This is a genomic window from Bradyrhizobium iriomotense (assembly GCF_018129405.1).
Classification (GTDB): domain Bacteria; phylum Pseudomonadota; class Alphaproteobacteria; order Rhizobiales; family Xanthobacteraceae; genus Bradyrhizobium; species Bradyrhizobium iriomotense_B.
Genome location: NZ_JAFCLP010000008.1, coordinates 91,875 through 115,855, shown reverse-complemented (window position 1 = coordinate 115,855; position 23,981 = coordinate 91,875). Strand labels below are relative to the sequence as shown.

The 23,981-nt window shown below is 65.5% G+C and carries 19 protein-coding genes; 12 read left to right on the top strand and 7 right to left on the bottom strand.

What is annotated here, in order from left to right; genetic code table 11:
- Positions 1-165: 165 nt before the first annotated feature.
- Positions 166-1,482, bottom strand: a complete 1,317-nt coding sequence (locus JQ592_RS18720; RefSeq protein ID WP_211404280.1) for a mechanosensitive ion channel family protein — start codon at positions 1,480-1,482, stop codon at positions 166-168.
- 433 nt (positions 1,483-1,915) lie between these two features.
- On the opposite strand from JQ592_RS18720, the gene JQ592_RS18715 reads away from it, so the two are divergent.
- A complete protein-coding gene (locus JQ592_RS18715; RefSeq protein ID WP_211404279.1) occupies positions 1,916-3,709 on the top strand; it encodes a potassium/proton antiporter in 1,794 nt (597 codons plus the stop codon).
- Positions 3,710-3,985: 276 nt separating this feature from the next.
- On the top strand, positions 3,986-4,246 hold the full coding sequence (locus JQ592_RS18710; protein WP_211404278.1) for a PepSY domain-containing protein: 261 nt from the start codon (positions 3,986-3,988) through the stop codon (positions 4,244-4,246).
- A 191-nt stretch (positions 4,247-4,437) separates the two neighbouring features.
- Here the strand turns inward: JQ592_RS18710 and modC are convergent, their stop codons facing one another.
- The 5 genes from modC to mepA all read right to left on the bottom strand — a co-directional run bounded on the left by modC (position 4,438) and on the right by mepA (position 8,572).
- The gene (gene modC / locus JQ592_RS18705; RefSeq protein ID WP_211404277.1) at positions 4,438-5,100 is read right to left on the bottom strand and encodes a molybdenum ABC transporter ATP-binding protein; all 663 of its coding nucleotides are present in this window, start codon (positions 5,098-5,100) and stop codon (positions 4,438-4,440) included.
- 2 nt (positions 5,101-5,102) lie between these two features.
- Positions 5,103-5,798: a molybdate ABC transporter permease subunit gene (gene modB / locus JQ592_RS18700; protein WP_211404276.1), complete on the bottom strand. Its 696-nt coding sequence runs from the start codon at positions 5,796-5,798 to the stop codon at positions 5,103-5,105.
- Positions 5,799-5,824: 26 nt separating this feature from the next.
- Positions 5,825-6,610 (bottom strand): molybdate ABC transporter substrate-binding protein, encoded by a 786-nt coding sequence (gene modA, locus JQ592_RS18695; protein WP_211404275.1) that lies wholly within the window; start codon positions 6,608-6,610, stop codon positions 5,825-5,827.
- Between the two features lie 192 nt (positions 6,611-6,802).
- Positions 6,803-7,306, bottom strand: coding sequence for a hypothetical protein (locus tag JQ592_RS18690; RefSeq protein ID WP_211404274.1), 504 nt, complete (start codon positions 7,304-7,306; stop codon positions 6,803-6,805).
- Positions 7,307-7,627: 321 nt separating this feature from the next.
- The gene (gene mepA / locus JQ592_RS18685) at positions 7,628-8,572 is read right to left on the bottom strand and encodes a penicillin-insensitive murein endopeptidase (RefSeq protein ID WP_211404273.1); all 945 of its coding nucleotides are present in this window, start codon (positions 8,570-8,572) and stop codon (positions 7,628-7,630) included.
- A 417-nt stretch (positions 8,573-8,989) separates the two neighbouring features.
- Here mepA and JQ592_RS18680 point away from each other — a divergent pair, with 417 nt between their 5' ends.
- Entirely contained in the window at positions 8,990-11,200 is a 2,211-nt protein-coding gene (locus JQ592_RS18680; RefSeq protein ID WP_433996425.1) for an EAL domain-containing protein, read from the top strand.
- 65 nt (positions 11,201-11,265) lie between these two features.
- On the opposite strand, the gene JQ592_RS18675 is transcribed toward JQ592_RS18680, so the two are convergent.
- Positions 11,266-12,435 carry an acyl-CoA dehydrogenase family protein gene (locus JQ592_RS18675; RefSeq protein WP_211404272.1) on the bottom strand — a complete coding sequence of 390 codons (1,170 nt, stop codon included), beginning with the start codon at positions 12,433-12,435 and terminating at the stop codon, positions 11,266-11,268.
- A gap of 292 nt (positions 12,436-12,727) precedes the next feature.
- Here JQ592_RS18675 and JQ592_RS18670 point away from each other — a divergent pair, with 292 nt between their 5' ends.
- The 9 genes from JQ592_RS18670 to JQ592_RS18625 all read left to right on the top strand — a co-directional run bounded on the left by JQ592_RS18670 (position 12,728) and on the right by JQ592_RS18625 (position 23,969).
- Positions 12,728-13,369, top strand: a complete 642-nt coding sequence (locus tag JQ592_RS18670; RefSeq protein WP_211404271.1) for a Spy/CpxP family protein refolding chaperone — start codon at positions 12,728-12,730, stop codon at positions 13,367-13,369.
- Between the two features lie 80 nt (positions 13,370-13,449).
- The gene (locus JQ592_RS18665; protein ID WP_211404270.1) at positions 13,450-13,704 is read left to right on the top strand and encodes a DUF2933 domain-containing protein; all 255 of its coding nucleotides are present in this window, start codon (positions 13,450-13,452) and stop codon (positions 13,702-13,704) included.
- A complete protein-coding gene (locus JQ592_RS18660) occupies positions 13,704-14,378 on the top strand; it encodes a methyltransferase family protein (protein ID WP_211404269.1) in 675 nt (224 codons plus the stop codon). Before JQ592_RS18665 ends, JQ592_RS18660 begins: the two co-directional genes overlap by 1 nt.
- 50 nt (positions 14,379-14,428) lie before the next feature.
- Complete coding sequence (locus JQ592_RS18655) at positions 14,429-15,136, top strand: ABC transporter ATP-binding protein (protein WP_211404268.1); 708 nt, start codon at positions 14,429-14,431, stop codon at positions 15,134-15,136.
- A 4-nt stretch (positions 15,137-15,140) separates the two neighbouring features.
- A complete protein-coding gene (locus tag JQ592_RS18650) occupies positions 15,141-17,504 on the top strand; it encodes an ABC transporter permease (protein ID WP_211404267.1) in 2,364 nt (787 codons plus the stop codon).
- Positions 17,505-17,506: 2 nt separating this feature from the next.
- On the top strand, positions 17,507-18,745 hold the full coding sequence (locus tag JQ592_RS18645; protein ID WP_211404266.1) for an efflux RND transporter periplasmic adaptor subunit: 1,239 nt from the start codon (positions 17,507-17,509) through the stop codon (positions 18,743-18,745).
- A gap of 95 nt (positions 18,746-18,840) precedes the next feature.
- Positions 18,841-20,823 carry a class I SAM-dependent methyltransferase gene (locus JQ592_RS18635; RefSeq protein WP_349630473.1) on the top strand — a complete coding sequence of 661 codons (1,983 nt, stop codon included), beginning with the start codon at positions 18,841-18,843 and terminating at the stop codon, positions 20,821-20,823.
- A gap of 227 nt (positions 20,824-21,050) precedes the next feature.
- Entirely contained in the window at positions 21,051-22,463 is a 1,413-nt protein-coding gene (locus JQ592_RS18630) for an enoyl-CoA hydratase/isomerase family protein (RefSeq protein ID WP_211404263.1), read from the top strand.
- A 252-nt stretch (positions 22,464-22,715) separates the two neighbouring features.
- Entirely contained in the window at positions 22,716-23,969 is a 1,254-nt protein-coding gene (locus JQ592_RS18625) for a serine hydrolase domain-containing protein (protein WP_246820510.1), read from the top strand.
- Positions 23,970-23,981 lie beyond the last annotated feature (12 nt).

Genomic DNA, 23,981 nt, shown 5'->3' with positions numbered 1-23,981 from the left:
TGATCTCGATGTCGGTGGAAAGGCTTGATTTCAGGCCCTAATTTAATGATTGCCCGCCTTCGTGCAAGCCAAGGCAGAGCGTTTTCGAGCGAAGTGGCCACCGGTTCGCGTGAAGAAAACGCGTCAAAACAAGAATCTTACCGGTCCTTGCGCCCGAAAGCGGGCTTAATTCGGGACTTCCACGGTGGTTTCCACCGGCAGGGCGCCGCCGCGGATGCGGATTTCGCGGACGGGGTAGGGAACCCGGATGCCCTCGCGCTTGAAGGCGTCCCACAGCGCCAGCATCACGTCGCTCTTGACGTTGTCCATGCCGTCGGGGTCCGCGATCCAGAAGGTCAGCGAGAATTTCATGCCGGCTTCCGTGAACTCGGTCAAAATGCTGTTCGGCGCCTTGCCCTTGGTGGCGCGCGGATGGGCGGCGGCGGTCTCGGCGGCGAGCTTGGTGACCAGGCGCGGGTCGGCGTCGTAATTGGTGCCGAAGGCGATCTTCACCAGCGTGTTCTTGTCGGTATAGGTCCAGTTGACGACCTTCTGCGTCACCAGATCCTCGTTCGGCACCAGGAATTCGCGCCCGTCGCCGGCGGCGACTGAAATATAGCGCGTCTTCATCGCGCTGATCCGCCCGGTGTTGTCGCCGATGGTGACGAGGTCGCCGGGCTTCACCGATTTGTCGGCGAGCAGGATGATCCCCGAGATGAAATTGGCCACGATCTTCTGCAGGCCGATACCGATGCCGACGCCGACTGCGCCGGAGAACACCGCAAGCGCCGAGAGATCGATGCCGACCGCGCCGAGCGCAATGACAATTGCGACCGCAAGAAGCCCGATACGGATGATCTTGACCAGCAGCACCTGCACCGATGGCGTCAGGTCGGTCGTCGAATTGATCCGGCTCTCGGCGAAATTGCTGGCGATGTTGGTGGCCCACAGCGCGATCAGCAGCAGCGCGCCGGCCTTGATCACCAGCAGCGGCGTCAGCCTGAGGCCGCCGAGCACGATCGCGAAGGAGTCGAGCAGATCGACGGTGGTGTCAAGCTGGCCGATGATGGACAGAGCCGCGACGAACCAGGCCGTGATCGACACCAGCTTGACGATGAAGGCGTTGCGCAGCACCGAGGTCACCAGCCGGATCACGAGCCAGGCCAGCCCCATCTTGGCGGCGACCATCAGGAGATAGCTGCGGCTCGGCCAGGTCGCGTGGTACATCACGACGCGCGAGATGATCACGAGCAGGGTGAACACCGCCGTCGAGGCGCTCGACATCATCACCCGCGAGAAGTGCCGGAGCGGCAGCGGCCAGCCCATGGCCAGCGATGTCATGTCGACGCGGTTGCGAATGCCGGCTTCCGCGGCATAGGCGATGCCGGCTGCCGCGAGAATGAGACCAAATTGCAGGTAGAACCAGGGTGAGGAGATTTCCGCGCCGACACTGCGTGCGGTCGTCTGCACGAACTCCATGAAGTCTTTGAGGTCCATGTCCATCGGTCTCGTCGGGAAACGGGGCAGGTATTGATTCGAGGGCGCCGCAGAATCCCACAAAGGGTGCGGCCCGGCCATCGATACACCGGTAAGTGAAGCGCGTTAAGGCCGCAAAATACGGGCAGATTGCCGCGAGCGGAAGAAAATGGGTTGGCGCGCGAGTCTGCCGACGATAAGGATGCATAAGCACATGTTTTTGAGATGGGAAATTCCGTCGAGGGCGGCGCGCTTCGCCTCTCCCCGCTTGCGGGGAGAGGCCGAAATTCGAGCGCAGCTTGAATTTCGGGTGAGGGGGACTCTCCGCGAGTCCAACTCTTACCACCCTCGCGGAGACTCCCCCTCACCCCACCCTCTCCCCGCAAGCGGGGCGAGGGAGTGCCCGGCCGGTGGCCCCCTGACCTGAATTCGTTGATCACCCGGAAACCCGCAGCACCGCATGGCTTCCCTCGACTCCGTCAGCCTCGCCATATTGCTCGGCGCCGTCCTCGTCATGGCCGGCATCCTGTCGAGCCTGCTTGCGCTGCGCTTCGGCGCGCCCCTGCTGCTCGTCTTCCTTGTCATCGGCATGCTCGCCGGCGATTCCGGCCCCGGGCAGCTCCAGTTCGACGACGTCCGCACCACCTATCTGGTCGGCTCGGTGGCGCTCGCCCTGATCCTGTTCGACGGCGGCTTGCGGACGCGCTTTGCCAGCATCAGCACCGTGCTTGCGCCGTCCGTGGTGCTGGCCACCGTCGGCGTGCTCCTGACCGCGGTGGTCACCGCGCCGTTCGCCAAATACGCGCTCGATCTCAACTGGGCGGAATCGCTGCTGGTCGGCGCCGTCGTGGCCTCGACCGACGCCGCCGCGGTGTTCCTGCTGGTCCACACCCAGGGCCTGCGCCTGCGCCCGCGCGTCGGCGCGACGCTGGAGGCGGAGTCCGGCACCAACGATCCCTTCGCGATCTTCCTCACCTTGATGCTGGTCGAGTACATCTCGCTGGGAACGGGCACGGCGGGTCACGTGCTGATGGAGTTCTTGCAGGAGGCGGTGCTGGGCGCCGTCGTCGGCTTCTTCGGCGGACGCCTCGTCGTCATCGCGCTCAACCAGGTGGCGCTGCCGCAAGGCCTGCATGCGCCGTTCGTGACCACGGCGGCGCTGGTCATCTTTGGCGGCTCGCAGATCATGCATGCCTCGGGCTTCCTCGCGGTCTATCTCGCCGGCATCATCATCGGCAACCGGCCGACGCGTGCGCATAATTCGGTGGTGACCTTCCTGGATGCGGCGACCTGGCTGGCGCAGATCGTGATGTTCGTGCTGCTCGGCCTGCTGGTTTCGCCGAGCCGGCTCGGCTCCAGCGTGCTGCCGGCGGTCGCCGTCGCGCTCGTCCTGATGCTGGTGGCGCGCCCACTCGCGGTGTTCGTGTGCCTCGCGCCGTTCCGTTTCAACTGGCGCGAAAAGATCTTCATCGCCTGGACCGGCCTGCGCGGTGCGGTCGCGATCTTCCTGGCGTCGATCCCGATGCTGGTCGGCCTGTCCAAGGCCTATCTCTATTTCGACGTCGCCTTCGTCGTCGTCATCATCTCTCTGTTGCTGCAGGGCTGGACGCTGGCGCCTGCCGCGCGCAAGCTGCACGTCGCGCTGCCGCGCGCCGAGCGCGGCCCGCGCCGCGTCGAGCTCGATCTGCCCGGCCAGCTCGAGCAGCAGCTGGTCGGCTATCCGGTGCGTCCCAAGAGCCTGTATTTCCGCCGCGGCCTGATCCCGTCCTGGTCGAAGCCGACGCTGGTGATCCGCAACGAGAACATCCTGACGCCCACGGAAGCCGATCCGATCGCGCCCGGCGACTACATCTACCTGCTGGCGCCGCCGGAAAAGGCCGAGTCGCTCGACCGCTTCTTCGTCGACATGCAGCCGAGCACGGCGCCCGATCCGCATCTGCTCGGCGACTTCATGGTTTCAGGCGAGCACACGCTGGCGGAGCTTGCCGGGATCTACGGCGTCAAGGTGAGCGACGACGAGAGCAAGCTGACGCTCGCCGACTATTTCGACGTCCATCTCGACCGCGCCCCGAAGGAGGGCGCCGAGCTCGCGCTGGACGAGATCGTCCTCGTCGCACGCAGCATCTCCGGCGGCCGCGTCAACGTCGTCGGCCTGCGCCTGCCGGAAGAGGACGAGACACCGCCGCCGCTGACACGCCGGCAGGCGCTGCGGAAGAAGCTCGCGGATTTGTGGACGTCGGTGGCGGGGGTCTGACGCTGCCGTAGGGTGGGCAAAGGCGCCCTTGCGCCGTGCCCACCAACAGAAACGATGCACCGCGCGCGAAGAGCGCGCCCTTGCCCACCCTGCGAAAGTCGTCGCGAGGATATAATCGCCTCGTCGCGTTCGCCACGATGACATTGCCAGATAACCGCCACCAAATCGCCGCAACCGCCGAAGATTTGCGCGGCTTCGTGACTCCTGGTTCCGGAACGCTCCGCGGCGCTGCTCGTTCTTCGCGTGACAGTCAACGTCTTTGACAGGAGCAGTTCCATGCGAAGTTTCATCCTGCCTGCCATCGTCGCGATCGGTCTCGGATCGGGCGCGCCGGCGATGGCCTATGACACCGGCGACCAGATCTCGATGCAAGTCGCGCTCGATGTCGCGGCCGACATCGGCGTCATGACGGTTTCTCACACTCAGTTCCTCGGCGATGAATGGCAGATCGAAGGCCGCGATCGCGCCGGGCGCTGGATGGAAGTCGATGTCGATGCCCGCACCGGCGAGGTCCGCAACGTCGACCGCGGCTGGTAAGGCCGAAGCGACGGAAGTGCTGAAACGCGAGATCTCTCTCCAACGTCGTCCTGGCGAAAGCCAGGACCCATTACCCCAGGGAGAAGTGTTGCCGGGAATGGTAACCGCGAGTCTTCGCCAAACCACTGACGGTGGCAATGGGTCCTGGCTTTCGCCAGGACGACGGCGGAGGGTGGGTCGGCATCACGACCTCACGTCAGCACCTTCACCCCGCCGAACGACGTCACGCGGCCCTGCTTCAGCATCACGATTTGTGTCGCGAGCTGGCGCAGTTCGGCGGCGTCGTGGCTGACATAGACCATCGGCACATTGGCCTCGTCGCGCAGCCGCACCAGATAGGGCAGGATCTCGAGCTTGCGGGCCTCGTCGAGCGCGCCGAGTGGCTCGTCGAGCAGCAGGAGGCGCGGCTTTGACAGCAGCGCGCGGCCGAGCGCGACGCGCTGGCGCTCGCCGCCGGAGAGCTTTCCGGGACGACGGTCCAGCAAGGCGCCGATATCGAGCAGGTCGATGATGCGCTTGTGTTGCGCCGGGTCGGGCGCAAGTCCGTTCATCCGCCGTCCGTAGTCGAGGTTCTGCGCGACGCTCAGATGCGGAAACAGCCGCGCATCCTGGAACACATAGCCGATGCGGCGGCGCCAAGTGGGCACGTGAATGCCGGCCGCGGTGTCGTCGACGGTCTCGCCGTCGATCACGATGGTGCCGCGGTCGGGCCGCAACAGGCCGGCGATCATGTTGACCAGCGAGCTCTTGCCGGCGCCCGAGGCGCCGAACAGGCCGATGACGCGGCCCTCGCCGGTGAAGGACGCGTGAAGCGAGAACTCGCCGAGCTGCTTTTCGACGTCGACCCGCAGCATGGTCAATTCCCGTGCAGGCGCTGCGTGGCGCGGCGGGCGAACCATTCGGCCGCGATCAGTGCGCCGATCGCGAGCACGATCGAGACGATCACGAGCCGGCCCGCCGCGGCATCGCCGTCGGGCGTCTGGATCAGCGAATAGATCGCGGAGGAGATCGTCTGGGTTTCGCCCGGAATGTTGGAGACGAAGGTGATGGTGGCGCCGAACTCGCCGATCGCCTTGGCAAAGCCCAGCACCATGCCGGCGAGCACGCCCGGCAGCGCCAGCGGCAGCGTCACCGTGAAGAACACTTTCCACGGCGCCGCGCCCAGTGTTTCGGCGGCCTGCTCGAGCCGGCGATCGATCGCCTCGATCGACAGCCGCATCGGGCGCACCAGCAGCGGAAACGCCATCACGCCGCAGGCGAGCGCCGCACCGGTCCAGCGGAACGCGAAGACGATGCCGAGATTGTCCGCGAGAAAGCCGCCGACGAGGCCGCGGCGGCCGAAGGTGAGCAGCAGCAGATAGCCGGTGACGACAGGCGGCAGCACCAGCGGCAGATGCACGACGGCATCTAACACCGACTTGCCCCAGAAATCCTTGCGCGCGAGCAGCCACGCCAGCGCGACGCCGAACGGCGTCGCGACCAGCGTAGCAACGACGGCGACCCTGAGCGAGAGCAGGATCGCCGTCCATTCGGCAGGAGAGATCTCGAGCATCAAGTCTTAATATCAGGTCGCAAAAATCAGGTGGTCGGACTGATCAGGAACTTGAATCCGTATTTTTCCAGAATGGTCTTGGCCGCGGTCGAGCGCAGGAAGGCGAGATAGTCATTCGTTTCGCTCTTCGCGCTTGTGGTCGCGGCGACCGGATAGATGATCGCGGGATGCGAATCCGCCGGGAAGGTGCCGACGATCTTCACGCCGGGCTCGACCTTGGCGTCGGTGGAATAGACGATGCCGAGCACGGCCTCGCCGCGGGCGACCAGCGTCAGCGCGGCGCGCACGCTCTCGGCCATGGCAAATTTCGGCTCGGCGGCCTGCCAGGCCCCGAGGCTCGTAAGCGCGGCCTTCGCGTACTTGCCGACCGGCACGGACTTGACGTCGCCGGTCGCGATCTTGCCGTCGCCGGCGAGCTTGGCGAGGTCGAAGCCCTGCGCGATCGCGACGTTGTCGATCTTGGAATCCCTCGGCGCGATCAGCACGATGCTGTTGCCGAGCAGGTTGACGCGAGTCGGCTCGTTGATGGTCTTCTTGGAGACCGCGTAGTCCATCCAGTCGGTGTCGGCGGAGACGAACACGTCGGCCGGCGCGCCCTGCTCGATCTGCTTGGCCAGCACGGAGCTTGCGGCATAGCTGACACTGAACTTGATGCCGGTCTTGGCGGTGTAGGCGGCGTCGATCTCGTCCAGCGCGTTCTTCATCGAGGCCGCGGCGAACACGGTGATGGTTTTGTCCTCCGCCACGGCGGGCGAGAGGCTCGCGCCCGCGAGGATGACGAAAGCGGTGAAAAGTCCGGTGATACGAAACATGGATAGCGCTCCGTGCGAGCTTGCGCGCGCAGGCAACACGCGCAAATCTGGCGTTGGTTGGGTCAGGTATGCGACGGCGGAAGCGCTGTTCCACGGTCCCTTGCGACGGCTTACGGCCGGCAGGGATATCGCAGTGCAAACATAGCAGGCCGGGGCTTCAGGTCAAAGGCGACCGTTTGACCAATGGAGGGGCTACTGGGCCGCCAGGATGGCGATCGAGAGCGCATTGTCCTTGGCCCCGCTGACCTGGAGGACAAGCGGCTGCGCCGACAGCTCGTATTTCATGGTCTTGCGGATGCCGTCGCAATCGGTCGCACCGCTGAAGGCCACGGGCTTGAGGAAATGGCCGTCCTGGACCACGTCGACCCAGGCCCCGGCCGACAGGCTGATCGTGTACAGCCCGGCCTTCGGCGCCTTGATGCTGGTGAAGCCGGCAAAGCTGCCGTCCTTCGGCGCCCGCTCCGGCGGCGTCGGCAATTTCGCTTCGCTCGGGGCGACCAGCCCCAGCGTGATGGCCGACCCGGGCACCGCCGCCTGCTCGCTCCCCGAGGCGAGCCTTGTACGATCCGGTGCAGTCAGCGCGGCGCGCTCGCGCTCGATCGGCCATTTGAACTTGTCACAGCCGCTCGGCTCCTCGGCGGCGAGGGCAGAGGTCGCGCTAAGCAGGAGCGCAGCGAGGAAGGAGAGGACGCGCATGTCAGATCCCATCGTTGGCCACGCAAACGGCGCGAGGCGTGCGGTCAGGCTTGTTGAAAGACGGGATGCGCATCCCGGGATGCCGCGGGCTTACGGCACGGCGGCCAAGCGATCCTAGCGCATTTGGATGGCACGAACCAACCAACGAGTTCGTCGTCCTGGACAAGCGCAGCGAAGCGGAGCGCCGATCCAGGACCCATTACCCCAGGGAGAAGTTTGGCGAAGACTCGGGGTTGTCAGCTCGCGCCACGACTCCTCCCTGGGGTAATGGGTCCTGGCTTTCGCCAGGACGACGGCCGAATGTTTGGTGGCAGCGGCACCCTACGGCTTCGCATCGCCCGCATGCAGTACCGCCTTGCAGGCCGCCGGCATCTGCGCCAGCGTCATCGGCGGCTTGGGCTTCGGCGGCTCCGGCGGCGGCTTGGGATGCAGCACGGCATCCGAGAACCAGTAGGCGAGATCGGCGTCCTTGCAGCCTTCGTCCTCGGATTGCGACGGCTGGCCCTCGCAATCGCCGGCGCCCGCCGGGCAGCGCATGCGGATGTGGAAGTGATAGTCGTGGCCCCACCAGGGGCGGATCTTCGACAGCCATGAGCGGTCGCCCTTGGCCTCGCGGCACAGCGCCTTCTTGATCGCGGCATTGACGAAGATGCGTTGCACCGCCGGCTCCTGCGCGGCGTCGCGCAGAACCAGCACATGGCCTTGTGTGAACACCTTCGGATCGATGTCGAGCCGGTCCTGCCGCACCATCATCACCGCCGACATCTCCTCGCGCTCCTCGCGCGAGAGGCGGCGGTCCGGCATCGGCGTCAGCCAGATGTCGGCATCGAGGCCGATCTGGTGGCTGGCGTGGCCTGACAGCGCCGGTCCGCCGCGCGGCTGGGCGATGTCGCCGACCAGGATGCCCGGCCAGCCCGCGTCCTTGTGCGCCTTGGCCGCAAGGCGCTTGATCAACGCGATCATGTCGGGATGGCCAAAGTTGCGGTTGCGCGACAGCCGCATCACCTGCCAATTGTCGCCGTTGAGCGGCATCTGCGCGGCGCCGCCGATGCAGCCCTTGGTGTAAGAGCCGATGACATGAGCCGGCCCTTTCGAGGGCAGCAGTTTTCGCGCGAAAAGCTCTTTGGCGCCGAGATGCGGATCGTTGGGATTGGCGAGCGGCGGCAGCGGCTTCGGATTGACGCTGCCCTTGTCCTGGGCCAGCGCGCCGCCGGCGGCCAGGAGTGTCGTCAAAAGCAGGAGAGGGGCGAGGCGGCGGGGACTCATGCTGAGTCGTTATAACCCAACGCCGCGTCAGGGTTAAGAATTAGGCTTGTCAGCCGGGTGCAACCTCACGGCGTCGCAGTTTTTTGTGTCGTCCGGCCACATTTTTAACGGCGCGATAACCGTATCCTGCGTTGACCAAAATTCGTGCGCGGAGTGAGGGAACGCAGCGGCCCGCATGCAATCGGGCGCGATTTCGGAAATGATTCAAGCGCGCGCGTAATTTTGCGCCAGCGCGCCCATCTGATTGCGACGACGGAATGGGTTTGACGCGTCGGCCGGCGCATTTTGCGCCTCGCAAACAGGCAGAAGTGCCAGTGAACGGTCTGCAGTTCCGTGGCCGGGCCGGCGAAGATTACTTTTTTTTCAGACACTTGCCCCAAAACTTGCGGCCACAGGGCGCGACTGGGACATGTGACGTTGAGTTTGGGGTCTCGAAAACAAAAAAGGCGAAAGCGCAACGAGCTTGGTACGGCCGGCAGCCGGCCGCGCAAGCCGCGATTCGCGCGCGCGCCGCATTCGGCCGTTGCACAGGACGAGCTCCTGCAAAGCCGCGCAGAGGCGGAGGCCGCGATCGCGGAGGCGCGCAAGGCGCATGAGCGGCTGCGCCAGGCCATCGACATCCTGCCGCAGGGCATCGTGTTTCTCGATGCCGAGGGGCGTTACGTCCTCTGGAACAAGAAATACGCCGAGATCTACAGCAAGACCGCCGACCTTTTCGCCGAAGGCGCACGCCTCGAAGACACGCTGCGCGTCGGCGTCGCGCGCGGCGACTATCCCGAGGCTGAAGGCCACGAGGACGAGTGGATCGCCGAGCGGCTGCAAAAGCTCTATCAGCCCGGCGCACGCCATGAGCAGAAGCTGGCGGACGGCCGCGTCATCCTGATCGACGAGCGGCTGACCGACGACGGCGGTGTCGTCGGTCTGCGCGTCGACATCACCGAGCTGAAGCAGCGCGAGGCCTCGTTCCGCCTGCTGTTCGACGGCAATCCCGTTCCCATGATCATCTGCGCGCTCGACGACGAACGCATCCTCGGCGTCAACGATGCCGCGATCGCCCATTATGGCCATAGCCGTAGCGAATTCGAGAAGCTGACGATCCGCGCCCTGCAGGCCTTCGACAGCGAGCCGCCCTGGACCATCGATGTGACCGGCGAGGAACAGGCCGGCCGCACCTGGAAGCACGTCAAGGCAGACGGCGCGCTGATCGACCTTGCGATCTATTCCCGCGAATTGACCTATGCCGAGCGGCCGGCGGTGCTGCTGGCGCTGATGGACATCACCGAGCGCAAGCGCGCCGAGGCGCGGCTCGCCTTCATGGCCCAGCATGACGGGCTCACCGGGCTGCCGAACCGCAACCTGCTGCGCCAGCAGGTCGACGAGATGCTGCTGCATACGCGCCGCAGCGCCGAAAAGGTCGCGGTGCTGATGCTGGGGCTGGACAATTTCAAGGCGGTCAACGACACCTTGGGACATGCCATCGGCGACAAGCTGCTGCGCGGCGTCGCCAAGCGGCTGCGCTCCACCTTGCGCGAGGAGGACGCGCTGGCGCGCCTCAACTCCGACGAGTTCGCGATCGTGCAGAGCGGGCTCGCCCGGCCGGAAGACGCGGTGGGACTCGCAAAACGCCTGCTCGAGGCCATCGCCGATCCCTATCTGCTCGACGGCCATTCCGTGGTGATCGGCGCCTCCATCGGCATCGCGATGGCGCCGGGCGATGGCGATGATTCCGAGAAACTGCTCAAGAGCGCCGACATGGCGCTGTCGCGCGCCAAGCTGGATGCGCGCGGCACCTTCGCCTTCTTCGAGGCCGCGCTCGATGCAAAAGCGCAGAGCCGCCGCAAGATCGAGGTCGAGCTGCGCGATGCCATCCAGAACGACGTGCTGCGTCCCTACTATCAGCCGCTGATCGACCTCCAGAGCGGCCGCATCACCGGCTTCGAGGCGCTGGTGCGCTGGCCCCATGCCGAGCGCGGCATGGTCTCGCCGGCCGAGTTCATTCCGGTCGCGGAAGATACCGGCTTGATCAATCCGCTCGGCGGCCTGATGCTGCGCCGGGCGTGCCTGGATGCCGCGACCTGGCCGGACGACGTCCGCGTCGCCGTCAACCTGTCGCCGCTGCAGTTCCGCAGCGGCAATCTGCTCTCGATGGTGACGGACGCGCTGAAGCATTCCGGCCTGCCGCCGCGGCGGCTCGAGCTCGAGATCACCGAGACGCTGCTGCTCGAGAAGAGCGCGCAGGTGCTGGCGACGCTGCATGCCTTGCGTACGCTCGGAGTACGCATCTCGATGGACGATTTCGGCACCGGCTATTCCAGCCTCAGCTATTTGCGCAGCTTTCCCTTCGACAAGATCAAGATCGACCAGTCCTTCGTGCGCGATCTCGGGGCCAATCGCGAGGCGCAGGCGATCATCCGCTCCATTGTCAGCCTCGGCAAGGGCCTCGGCGTCACCATCACCGCCGAAGGCGTCGAGACCGAAGCCGAGCTGAGCTGCCTGCGCACCGAGGGCTGCGACGAGGGCCAGGGTTTTCTGTTCAGCAAGGCCCGGCCCAATATCGAGATCATCAGCCTGCTGCAGGCACAACGCGGCATCGACGCCGCGGACGAGGACGCCGCGCTGGTGGCGTGAGCCGATACTGACGTAAGGGACGCGCCGCTCTCTCACTCCCTCGCCCCGTTCTTGCGGGGAGAGGTTCAGTGAGCCGCTTGCCGTTCAGCCCCCGCCAAAATCGCCTTTCCCACATCCTCGTAGTGCGTATCCCGCGCCTGGATCTGCTGCGCGATCGCGTGCATGTCGCGAAACCGCCGCTCGAACGGCTGGCTGCGGAACACCGCGGTGGCGCCGGCCATGTGATAGGCGGTGTCGACCACCTTTGCCGACTGATGGATGGTCCAGGTCGCCGCCAGCCGGACCGCGCTGCGATGCGCCGCGCTGAATTCGCCGGTCGCGACTAGGTCGCGCCACATTGCATTCGCCGTGGCATAGAGATAGGCGCGCGCGGCCCGCAAATCGCCCTCGGTGCGGCCGATCAGTCCCTGGACCGCCGCGTTGTCGCGCATGGCGCCGGCCGCCAGCGACTGATGCTTTGCGCGCGCGAGCGCGATGGCGGCATCCAGCGTGGCACGCGCGACGCCGAGCGAGACCGCGGCGAAGCCGAGGCTGAATGTCGAGCCGGTGCCGATCTTGTAGAGCGGCCCCGTCTCGCGCAGCGCGGGCGATACGTCGCGGAACGCCGTGAAGCGCTCGGGGATGAACAGGTCCGTCACTTCGTATGAGTCCGTGCCGGTGCCGGCGAGCCCGATTGCCTGCCAGACGTCGTGCAACGTCGCGCGCGCGACCGGAAACAGGATGGTGCGCACCTCCGGCGAGCCGTCGGCATTTTTGCGCGGCACACCGTCACCATTGACGATGCGGACATGCGCTCCCAGCCAGCTCGCCTGCCGCGAGCCCGAAGCAAAATCCCAGCGCGCCGTGACGCGATAGCCGCCCTCGACCGCGCGCGCCTCATGCGCGATCGCGCCCCAGGCGAGGACGCCGGGCGCGGTGTTGAAGATCTCATGCGCGGTGTCGTGATCGAGCCAGGCCGCGATCATCGCGCAGACGCTGCATTGGCCGAGGCACCAGGCGGTCGACGCATCCGCCTTGGCAATCTCTTCCAGCATCTGCATGAAGGCCTCCGGCGCGGCCTCGCTGCCGCCGAGGCTCTGCGGCAGCAGCGCGCGATAAAACCCGTTCTCGATCAGGGCGGAGACCACGGCCGGCGTCAGCCGCCGCGTCCGTTCGATCTCGTCGGCTTCGCCAGCGATCAGCGGCGCGAGCGCGCGGGCACGTTCGACCAGGCCAAATCCGGAAGCTGCGTTCATTGCTGCGTTTCCTCGCCCATTCTTGTTGTGAGCGGTAGAGGCGCGGATGGTCGTCTATTTGGCCGGGAGGATCAAGACAGAGGAATGGCGGTCCACTCGGCACGGCCATAAGGCGTCCTGCGGGTCTCGGCCTTGCCGAACTGCCGCATCTCCTCCTTGCCTCCGCGGACCGGCCTCAAGCGACGAACTTTCGCGATGCTCCGTGACCGCGGTTTTCTTTGACCTCGGTCAACTCGCTTGCGGAGGGCGGTCGTCATTATGGATCCAGATGCGGAATCTCAGGAGAACCAAGATGCGACGCCCGGCGCTTGCGGCAGCCCTGCTGCTCACGGTCCTCGGTAACCCCTTGCTCGCGCAATCGCCTGCCGAGCACCAGGGCCATCATCCGGATCAGAAGGACGCTCCTGCGGCCAATCCGGCCACGCCGCGCAGCACCGCCCCATCCCAGGGCAAGATGGGCGGCGACATGATGAACATGACGGGCGGCAACATGCCGATGCCCGACATGATGCGGATGATGGACATGATGCGTCAGTCCGGCGGTGACTGCATGAGCGGAATGGAAACGATCGACCGTGTCGAAGGGCGGATCGCGTTTCTGCGGGTCGAACTCAAGATCACGGACGCTCAGGTACCGACCTGGAATGCCTTCGCCGACGTGTTGCGCGCGAACGCCAAGGCCCTCGGAGAGCTCCGCAGGTCGATGGCCGGTTCCGGATCCGAGAGCTTGGTGGATCGGCTGACCTCGCAGGAGAAATGGCTGTCGGCCCGACTGGAGACCACCCGCGCGACGAGGTCCGCACTCACAAACCTCGTCGGCATCCTTTCCGACGAGCAGAAAAAGACCGCCGACGAATTACTCGCGCCGCAGATGGGCATGATGCCGATGATGCAAGGTGGCCGAATGGGCGCCATGCCGATGCAAGGCAAGTGAGGACTCTGCCGGGACCTTGACGTGAATCAACTATGATGACGACCGCGCCGCTATGCTCTCGATAGCTGCAGGAGCGTCTCATGACGGTGCAGGACCATTCCGGGCTTCGAGAGCGCCCGCAAGGGAGCATCTCCACCAAGACCAGGGCGGGCCTCGTCCTGATCGGATTTCTGGCCATCGCCGCTGCGCTGCTGTTCACCGAGCACAGGGCCCACGTGCTCGGGCTCCTGGTCTGGCTCCCGCTCCTCGCCTGTCCGCTGATGCATTTCTTCATGCATGGCGGACATGGTCATCATCACGGCGGCAGCCGGCCGAACGATTCGAGGAGCGCGTGATGCACGACGCCGCGCCCGCCTACGGTCTCTGGAGCCTCGTCATCGTCAACTCGGCGGTGTTCATCCTGTTTGCCTACAGCTTCTTCAAGCCGCAGACCTCTCGCGACTGGCGCTCCTTCGGCGCCTTCAGCGCGTTCCTGGTGGCGCTGTTCGTGGAGATGTACGGCTTTCCGCTCACCATCTATTTCCTTTCGGGCTGGCTGCAGTCGCGCTACCCGAACGTCGACTGGTTCTCCCACGACGCCGGCCACCTGCTCGAGATGATGTTCGGCTGGAAGACCAATCCGCACGCCGGACCCTTCCACGTTCTCAGCTACGTCTTCATCGCCGCCGGCTTCATCCTGATCTCGGTCGCCTGGAGGGTGCTGTACGAGGCGCAGCAGACCCGCAGCCTGGCCACCACCGGCCCCTACAACTACGTCCGGCATCCGCAATATGTCGGCTTCGTGCTGGTGATGTTCGGCTTCCTGTTGCAGTGGCCGACGATTCTGACGCTGGCGATGTTTCCGGTGCTGACCGTCATGTACGTGAAGCTTGCCAGGGACGAGGAGCGCGAGGCCCGAACCGAGTTCGGCGAGGCTTATGCGCGGTACGCTGCGCAGGTGCCGGCATTCTTTCCCCATCTCAACCGGCGACCCGGTCAGGACTCTTCCGGCGGCTATCGTCACGGCTGACCTTCGCGCGAGGAGATGCCGGCGAACGGCACTGGCTTGAAAGGACGTCGATGAGCGTGCCCGTCTTCACCGCAAAGGCGCTGACCAAGACCTACGTCTCCGGCGAGGTGATGGTGCATGCCCTCAACGACGTCGACCTCGACATCGCCGAGAAGGAAGTGGTCGTGCTGCTCGGCCCTTCCGGCAGCGGCAAGACCACGTTGCTCAACATCATGGGCGGTCTCGACCGGCCGACCAGCGGTCGGCTGTTCTTCCGCGATCTGGATCTGACCGATCTCGAGGACCGCGAGCTGACGAAGTATCGCCGCGACCATGTCGGCTTCGTCTTCCAGTTCTACAATCTGGTGCCGAGCCTCACGGCTTTCGAAAACGTCGCGCTGGTCACCGAGGTCGCCAGGAACCCGATGCGGCCCGCCGACGCCCTCGCGCTGGTGGGGCTCGAGGAGCGGATGCATCACTTTCCCGCCCAGCTCTCCGGCGGCGAGCAGCAGCGCGTCGCCATCGCCCGCGCGATCGCGAAGCGCCCGGCGGTGCTGCTCTGCGACGAGCCGACCGGGGCGCTGGATTCGAAGACCGGCATCCGCGTCATCGAGGCGCTGCTCGGCGTCAACCGGCAGCTCGGGACCACCACGGTCATCATCACCCACAACGCCAGCATCCAGGAGGTCGCCGACCGGGTGCTGTTCTTCGCCGACGGCCGCATCTCCCGCATCCGGACCAACGAGGCCCGGCGGGAAGCCGCCGAGCTCACCTGGTGACGACATGAAGGTGCTCGACATCAAGCTGTTTCGCGACGTCAGGCGGCTCTGGGCGCAGGTGCTCGCCGTTGCGCTGGTCGTCGGCGGCGGGGTTGCGACGCTGGTGCTCGCGGTGGGCTCGCACCGATCGCTGGAGGAGACGCGGATCGCATATTACGAGCGCTACGGCTTCGCCGATGTGTTCGCGCAGGCGAAGCGGGCACCGAAGGCGCTCGGCGACAGGATCGGCGAGATCCCCGGCGTCGCCGCCGTCGATACCCGCATCGCCAAGCTGGCGCTGCTGGACATTCCCGGCTTCTCCGCGCCTGCCAGCGCGCAGTTCGTTTCGCTGCCGGACAGCGGCGAGCAGCATCTCAACCGGCTCTACATGCGCTCCGGGCGGCTGCCGGAACCGGGACGGACGGAAGAGGTCGTCGTCAACGAGCCGTTCGCCCGGGCGCACGGCTTCGCCGAGGGCGCGCGGTTCTCCGCCATCCTCAACGGCAGGAAGCGCGAGCTCGTCATCGTCGGCACCGCGTTGTCGCCCGAATTCGTCTACACCGTCGGACCGGGGGACCTGATGCCGGACGATCGCCGCTACGCCATCGTCTGGATGTCGGAGAAGGCGCTCGCCGGCGTCTACGATCTCGACGGCGCCTTCTCTGCGGTCGCGGTCAAGCTGCAACCCGGCGCCTCCGAGCGCGAGGTGATCCTGCGGCTCGATGCCCTGCTCGACCCGTTTGGCGGGCAGGCGGCCCATGGCCGCAAGGACCAGACTTCGCACGCCTGGCTCGACCATGAGCTCGACATGCTCAACAATATGAGCCGCACGCTGCCGCCGATCTTCCTCCTGGTCGCAGCCTTCCTTGTCAATCTCACCTTGACTCGGCTGGTTGCGCTCGAGCGCGAGCAGATCGGCCTGCTGAAGGCGCTGGGCTATTCCGACGGCGGCATCGTGCTGCACTATTTCAAGTTCGTCGCCTTCATCGTCGTGATCGGCATCGTGCTGGGCGGCGTCGCCGGCACCTGGCTCGGGCTGCGCGTCACCGCGCTGTTCGGCGACTTCTTCCACTTTCCGTTCCTGGTGTTCGCGAAGGCACCGGACCTGTACCTCACCGCAGGCGCGCTCAGCGCGGCGGCTGCGGCGATCGGCGCGTTCCGGGCGCTGCGCGAGGTGGTGAAGCTGCCGCCCGCCGTGGCCATGCAGCCGCCGGCCCCGCCGGTCTATCGGCGACTGCTTCCGGCGCGCATCCAGCTCGACCGGATCGTGTCGCAGCCGACGCTGATGATGATCCGCAACATCGCGCGGCATCCGGTGCGAGCCTTCTTCACCGCGCTCGGCATGGCGCTGGCGACTGCGATCCTTGTGGTCTCGCTGTTCACGCGCGACAGCATGGAGCACCTGACCGACGTGACCTACTTTCTCGCCGACCGGCAGGATGCAACCATCGGCTTTGCCGAGAAGCGGATCGGAAATGTCGTGGAGCAGGTGAACCGTCTTCCGGGCGTTCTCGTCGCCGAGCCGTTCCGCGAGGTGCCGGTCCGGATTCGCCACGGCAATGTCGAACGTCGCATCGTCATCAGCGGCCGGCCCGCCGACGCCGACCTTCGGCGCATCATCGACGTCGAGCTTCGCCCGGTCGTGCTCCCGGAGACGGGCCTCGCCATCTCCGGCATGCTCGCGCATATCCTCGGCGTCGGGCCCGGCGATAGCGTCGAGGTCGATCTGCTGGAGGGCGCCCGGCGAACCGTCACGGTGCCGGTCGTCGCGACCGTCGAGGACTATTTCGGCATCAAAGGCATGATGGAGATCGAGGCGCTGCGCAAGCTGATGCGCGAGGCGCCCGTCGTGACCAGCGTCAATCTCAGCCTCGACGAGAACCGGACGGAGGACTTCTACATGGCGGTGAAGTCCATGCCGACGGTCGGCGGCGTGGCGCTGCAGCGCGTCTCGCTGGCGAATTTCCGCAAGACCGTCGCGCTGCTCGTCACCACGATGGCGAGCATCTACACCGGCCTTGCCGCCGTGATCGCGTTCGGCGTCGTCTACAACAACGCCCGCATCTCGCTGTCCGAACGGGCGCGGGAGCTCGCCAGCCTGCGCGTGCTCGGCTTCACGCGCGGCGAGGTGCTGCGCATCCTGCTGTTGGAGCTCGCCATCCTCACGCTGGTCGCCCAGCCGCCCGGCTGGCTGATGGGCTACGGCCTCGCCTGGGTGATGAAGACGAACCTCGCCGGCGAATTGATGCGCGTCCGCCTCGTCGTCGAGCACTCGACCTATGTCGTCGCCACGTCCGTCGTGGTGCTGGCCGCCATCGCCTCCGCCGCTGTCATCCGTGAACGCATCGACAAACTGGACCTCGTCGCGGTCCTCAAGACGCGAGATTAGCCATGCCCGCGAACTGGACCAAACGTATCATCGGCGCCGCGCTTCTGGGCGCGATCGTGGCAGGGCTGGTCTGGTTCGCCTGGCCGCGGCCGGTTCTGGTCGATCTCGCGACCGTCGCGAAAGGACCCATCGAGGTCACGGCGGACGACGACGGCAAGACTCGCGTGCGCCACGTCTACACCGTCTCGGCGCCGATCGCAGGGAAGGTGCTGAGGATTTCGCATCCGCTCGGCGAGCAGGGGCCCTCGCTCCACGTCGGCGACGAGGTTGCCGCCAGCCAGACCGTCGCGCTGATGCAGCCGGCGCTGCCCGGCTTCATCGATGCGCGCTCGCACGACCAGCTGCAGGCCGAGGTTTTGGCCGCAGACGCCGCCATCCAGCAGCAGGAGGCGGAAGTGCAGCGGATCGAAGCCGCGCTCGACTTTTCGCGGACCGAGTTCCAGCGGGCGCAGACGCTGCTGCGGACGCAATCCACCTCGGCCCAGGCCCACGACAAGGCGAAATTCGAGGTGGCCACCAATGAGGCCGCCTTGAAGAGTGCCAAGGCCCAGGTCGAAATGCGCCGCGCGGTGCGGACCAGCCTGGTGGCGCGGCTGATGAACCCCGCGAGCGCCGTCCCGTCGGCGGAGCCGACCTGCTGCGTCCGGGTGCTGGCGCCGGCAAGCGGACGGGTGCTGAAGATCATCCAGGACAGCGAGACGACGGTTCTGCCCGGGACGCCGCTGGTCGATATCGGCAACCCGCTCGATCTCGAGGTCGTGGCCGACCTGCTCTCGACCGACGCGGTCCAGATCAAGGTCGGCGCGCCGGTGCGGATCGACGGCTGGGGCGGTCAGCCCATCGCGGGAAAGGTGGTCCGGGTCGACCCGGCCGGCTTCCTGAAAGTCTCCGCGCTCGGCATCGAGGAGCAGCGCGTCCGCGTGACCATCGATTTCACCGACCCGCCTGAGAAGTGGGTGACGCTCGGACACGACTATCGCGTCATCGTCCACGTCACCACCTGGAGCGCTCCCGACGCGCTCACCGTGCCGGTCAGCGCCTTGTTCCGGCAAGGCGGTCAGTGGGCCGTCTTTGTCGACGAGAACGACCGCGCCAGGACAGTTCCGGTCCAGATCGGCCACCGCAACAGTCGCACCGCCGAAGTTGTCGCGGGACTAGCCGCAGGCGACCGCGTCGTGCTGCACCCGAGCGACCGCATCAGCCACGGGATCAGGATCGCGCAGCGAGCAATCGCTCCATGATGCCAAGAAGCGCAGCGGCTAATTTCGCCTGATTTCGCGCGCGAGGACGTTCAATCCAGGGAGCAATCTGTCCCGTTCTCGTTCGGTCAGGTCGGATGTCGATTGAAACGGCTGCCGCGATCACGCGCATCTTTGGTCCGTGCCGGATCGTGCAATGGAATGCCCGCGATCCGAATCTGCTGCATGAGCTGCTCCTCACGGGATGCGATGCCCACGCCGTCGGTCAGGGGACATTCGAGCATCCGCGCTGGATTGCGCGCGGCAGCGATGCGCGCGTTCCATCCAAGCCCATCGCCGTTGTCGAAATCGCCGGGAAAGAGACGCTTTTCCTGATCGATACGCTCACGGCGCAGGATCAGCTGCAAAGCCTGTTTCTCATTGGTCCCGGCATCGCCGGCCTTCGTGCGCCGCTCGAGAACCGGCTGTTCGCGCGGGGATGGCGGCGCCATCCGGCCTCGCTCGCCGCCTCCGACTACGAGCGCATGCAGGATGATGTGCTGCCGCGCCATGCCGTCTACCAGCGCATCCCGGCGGAGGCCGCCTCGCGATGGCCGGTGAAGACCTTGCTGGACGAACGCAATCTCCATATGGACATGCTGCGCGAAAGCGGATCGCGTGCCGATGCGCATGTCGTTCGCTATGCGCTGGCCGCTTCGCTCGTCCGTCCCGGCGACACCGTGCTCGATTGCGCGTGCGGCCTTGGATACGGCTCCGCGGTGATCGCCGCGACAAGCCAGGCATCGCAAATCATCGGCGTCGATGTCGATGCCGCGGCCGTGGCCTATGCGCATGCGAATTACGGCGGCCAAAGCCTGCGCTTCGAGACAGCAGATGCCTCGCGCCTCCAGCACCTTGCCGATGCATCGGTCGATCTCATCGTCTCGATGGAGACGATCGAGCATGTCGAGAACTGGACAGCCGTGGCGAAGGAGTTCGCACGGGTGCTGAAGCCGGACGGGCGTCTGGTCGCCAGCGTTCCGGACCGATGGGCGGACGAGACCGGAAGCGATCCCAATCCGTATCACCACCACGTCTTCGATTGGGCAAAATTGCGCGAGGGGCTGGTCGAGGATTTCGTGATCGAAGCGCGCTACACGCAGACGGCGCCGGGCGGTTTCAAATGGCCGCAAGCCGCCCGCCGGCTGGCCCGCGTGCCCCTCGACAGCGATGTCGAGGGAGAATGGATCCTGGTTGTTGCCTCCGCCAATCCCTTCGCCAGGGCCGAAGAGCTGCGCGACTCATTCCGCCACCCCGCGTTCGCCGACGCGCTGTCCGCGAGCGGAGCGGCGGCGCTCGATTTCGGCGGATGCTACGACAATCCATGGCTGTACCGGACACTGGTCCAGGTCGGTGAGCGCCTCGACGACGCGGCGGTCCTCGGCCGGCTCGCCGGCTGGGTTGCCGACAATGCCCGTCCGGACTCGGCGGACCGGGGCGCGGCCCTTTGCGTTGCAGGCTATCGCATTCTCGAACGCCGCCGGACGCAGCAGACCGGCGAACTGATCCGGCGGATCGAGAGCTATTGCCAGAGCACCCGGCACACGACGAACCCCCATGTGCAGCGCTGGCGCATCTCGCTGGCGTTTCTGGCGGGCTGCCTGTGCGAGCTGTCGGGTGCGCTGGATGACGCCCTCAAATGGTTCGCGCTCGCGGCCGAGCTGGACTGGCGCTCTTTCTCCCCGATCCTGACCACCAAGACCATTGCAGCGGCCTTTCATGCGGCTCGCATTGCCCTGACATTCGACGACGAGACGGGCGCACGTTCGTTCTTCCGGATCGGTTTCGAGACGGCTCTGGAAGCCGCGCGCAGCAACCCTGCGGATTTTGCCGGCTCGGTTGAATCCCCGATTCCATTCGGCCTCGTCGAGCTCGGCGAGGTCATGGACATGGGCGGCCAATGCGCGGTCGCGATCGCAACGCTTCCGCTCTGGCGGCGTGCGCCCGGAGCCTTCTGGTCCCGGGTGGATACCAAGCGCTTCGGACTGCTGGCCTGGAATCAGGCGCTCGAACGCGAAAACGCCTGTCTGCGCGGCCAGCTTCAGAACGTGCGTGCCCGGGTCGATACGACTGTTTCGTGAGACCGCGGTTGCCCCTCTACCTGGCGAAATCCAAAACCGGGCCGCGCCATCGGCCGGCGTGTGCTTTGGATGAGAAAGCGGTCGCCAGCTCATGGACGCGGTATGTCGGTATGTTACACTTGCAAGACACGCCAACTGCTCGTCAATAGCATTTGGCACTTTGCTGCCGATATCTCATTTCTGTAACGTGTCCTTTGCTCCACCTCCGCCTTGCTTCGGGGTGTCCAATGCTTTCAATGCCTCGTGAACAGCATTCACCGGTGCTCACCGCCGCGCTGCCGAGCGCCGAGACTGACTCATTTCTGGCAATTCGCGACCGCGCAGTCGCAACCGTCGCAGAGGCAGATTTGCGTGCTGCGATACTGGCTGGCCGTTCGTTGCTCGCGCGACTGCCGCTGCGATCGCAGCGGACGCCGGCGCAAAAGAAAGCCGGCGAAGCCATTGTCCATCTGACTGCCGACGCTGCGTGGCGATTTTTCCGATGTCACGCCGTGTCGGCGTACGGCGACCTCACGCGCGAGGGCACGCGATCCCTTCGCGTGGATGCGCTCCTTTGGGAAGCTGCGGCACGCTGGCCGGATATTTTACCTACTCAGGCCGAGTTGGCTGCCGAGAGCGATCGCATGCAGGCTGACAAGGATGGCCTCGAGATTCATCAGGGTCTGTTCGTCAGCCAAATCATGGCCAATGTCCAGACAGGGCATCACTTGATGCGTTCGATGTTGCGCCCCCGGGCTGAATCGCTGGCGCTTCTGCCCGAATTTGTCGCCACTGGCTACGTCGATTTGGGCACCGCACGTGTAAAGGTGCAAGGCGAAGCGGGCCATGTGACCATTCACAACGAACGATACCTCAATTCCGAGGATGACACGGTGGTTGGTCCGCTGGAGATCGCGACGGACCTGGCGTTGCTGCATCCGGAAGTCAAGATCGGAGTGCTGCGTGGCAGCCCAGTCGATCATCCGAAGTACCAAGGCCAACGCGTGTTTTCATCGGGGATCAACTTGACGCGGATCTACCAGGGCAAACAGAGCTATCTGTCTTTCCTGTTGCGAAGCATGGGGCTGCACAACAAGCTCTACCGCGGCGTGTTGATCGAGAATGAACCCGATCGCCTTGATGCGCCGATTGAGGAGCCTGAGCGCACCTGGGAGAAATTGTGGATTGCCGCCGTCGACAAATTCGCAATCGGCGGCGGCTGCCAGCTCCTGCTCGTCGTCGACTACGTGATCGCTGAGGCGGGCTCCTACTTCAATCTGCCCGCGCGCAAGGAAGGTTTCTTGCCCGGCGCCGCGAACCTGCGGCTGCCGCGCTTTGTCGGTGAACGGTTGGCGCGGGAGGCGATTTTGTTCGATCGTATGTTCTACGCCGACACGCCCGAGGGCCGACTGCTCGCTAACGAAGTCGTGCCGTCCGAGGAGATGGATTTGGCTGTCTCACGCTGCATCGAGCGCGCCATTGGATCGGGAATGGTGAGCCCTGGTGCAAATCGGAAGGCCATCCGGCAGCAAACCGAGCCGCTAGAAGCATTACGCAAGTATCTGACGACCTACACCTTCGAGCAGGCTTTCCTGCATCTTAGCGATCAGCTGATCGTCAATCTTGAAAGGCACTGGAACGCGCGGCAACGAAAGCTGTAAGCGTCGCGCTCTGCATGGTCGCTTCCTGTCATTCGCGTCGATCAGGTTTGACTATGACCACGGGCGGGTTACCCAAAGAGCCGACGGCAGGACGTGCATTGATATTCGAGGCTATGTGGCACATGCTGACACTGCCCACCCTTGGTGATAGCATGCCTCTCATCAATGCACGCACACGCCAGAACGTGCGAGGAGGCAAGTCCAATGCACTGGGGAGCGCTCTGCAGGCCGCGCAGTTGCCGCGGGCTTTTCTTGGCCATCCTTCTCGCCTCCGCGCTCTGGGCGCCCTTGGCACGCGCGCAGGACGTCCGAAGCTCTCCCCGCGAGCCGGGGCCGGTCTTTTCGGAGAGCGGGCCCGATGCCGAGCTCTACGGCGCGGCTGCCGGCTATCCGCTCGGCACGCGGGGGACCGCCACCCCGCTCGACAAGCTCGTCGGAGTCTACAGCCATTTCGACGAGATCTATCCCTCGCGCCCGATCGCTCGCGCGACGGCGCCCTGGCAGTTCAAACGCGCGCCGGAGCCATCGATCGCCTACAGTTTCGGCACGGAACGGCTGAGCATCGCGGATTACCTCAAACGCAACCCGGTGACCGGACTCCTGATCGCCAGGGACGACACCATCCTCTACGAGCACTATCAATATTCGCGGACCGACCACGACCGCTTTCTCTCGCAGTCCATGGCCAAGACGCTGGTGGCCATGCTGGTCGGGATCGCGGTCTCGGAGGGACGGATCAAGTCGATCGACGACCTCGTCTCGACCTACGTCCCCGGCCTTGCAGGAACTGAATACGGCAACACATCCATCCGCGCCCTGTTGAACATGTCGTCGGGCGTCGAGTTTTCGGAAGTCTATGACGGGAACGATGACATCGCCCGGCTTGGACGAGCCTTGTTCGGTGGAGAGGCAAAAGATCCCGCCGCCGTCGTCGCGCAGTTCAATACAAGAACCGCACCGCCGGGGACCCGATGGCACTATGCGAGCGTCGAAACCGAGATCCTGGGTCTGGTCCTGCGCGCCGCAACGGGGACCCCGGTTGCCGACTATCTCCATGACCGGATCTGGGACGCCATCGGCACCGAAGCGGATGCCTCATGGGCGATAGACGGCAGCGGGCAGGAGATTGCCTTTTGCTGCTTCAACGCAACCTTGCGCGACTATGCGCGCCTGGGCCGGCTGCTCGCACACGACGGCGCCTGGGAGGGCCGTCAATTGATCCCCCGGCAGTGGCTGCTGGATGCCACGACCGTCAGACCAAGCGATGGCCATCTCGCTCCCCGCGTGGCCACACCCTATTTCGGCTACGGCTATCAGGTGTGGCTCCTCCCCGGCGAGCAGCGCAGATTTGCGCTGCTCGGCATCCGCGGTCAGGTCATCCTGGTCGATCCAGCCTCGAAGCTCGTCATGGTGCACACGGCCGTTCGCCAGAAGCCGTCCGAGCCGGGAGCCCTCAGAGAGCCGCTGGCGTTGTGGTCCGCCGTGCTGCAACAGCTCGGGCAATGATGATCTGATGAC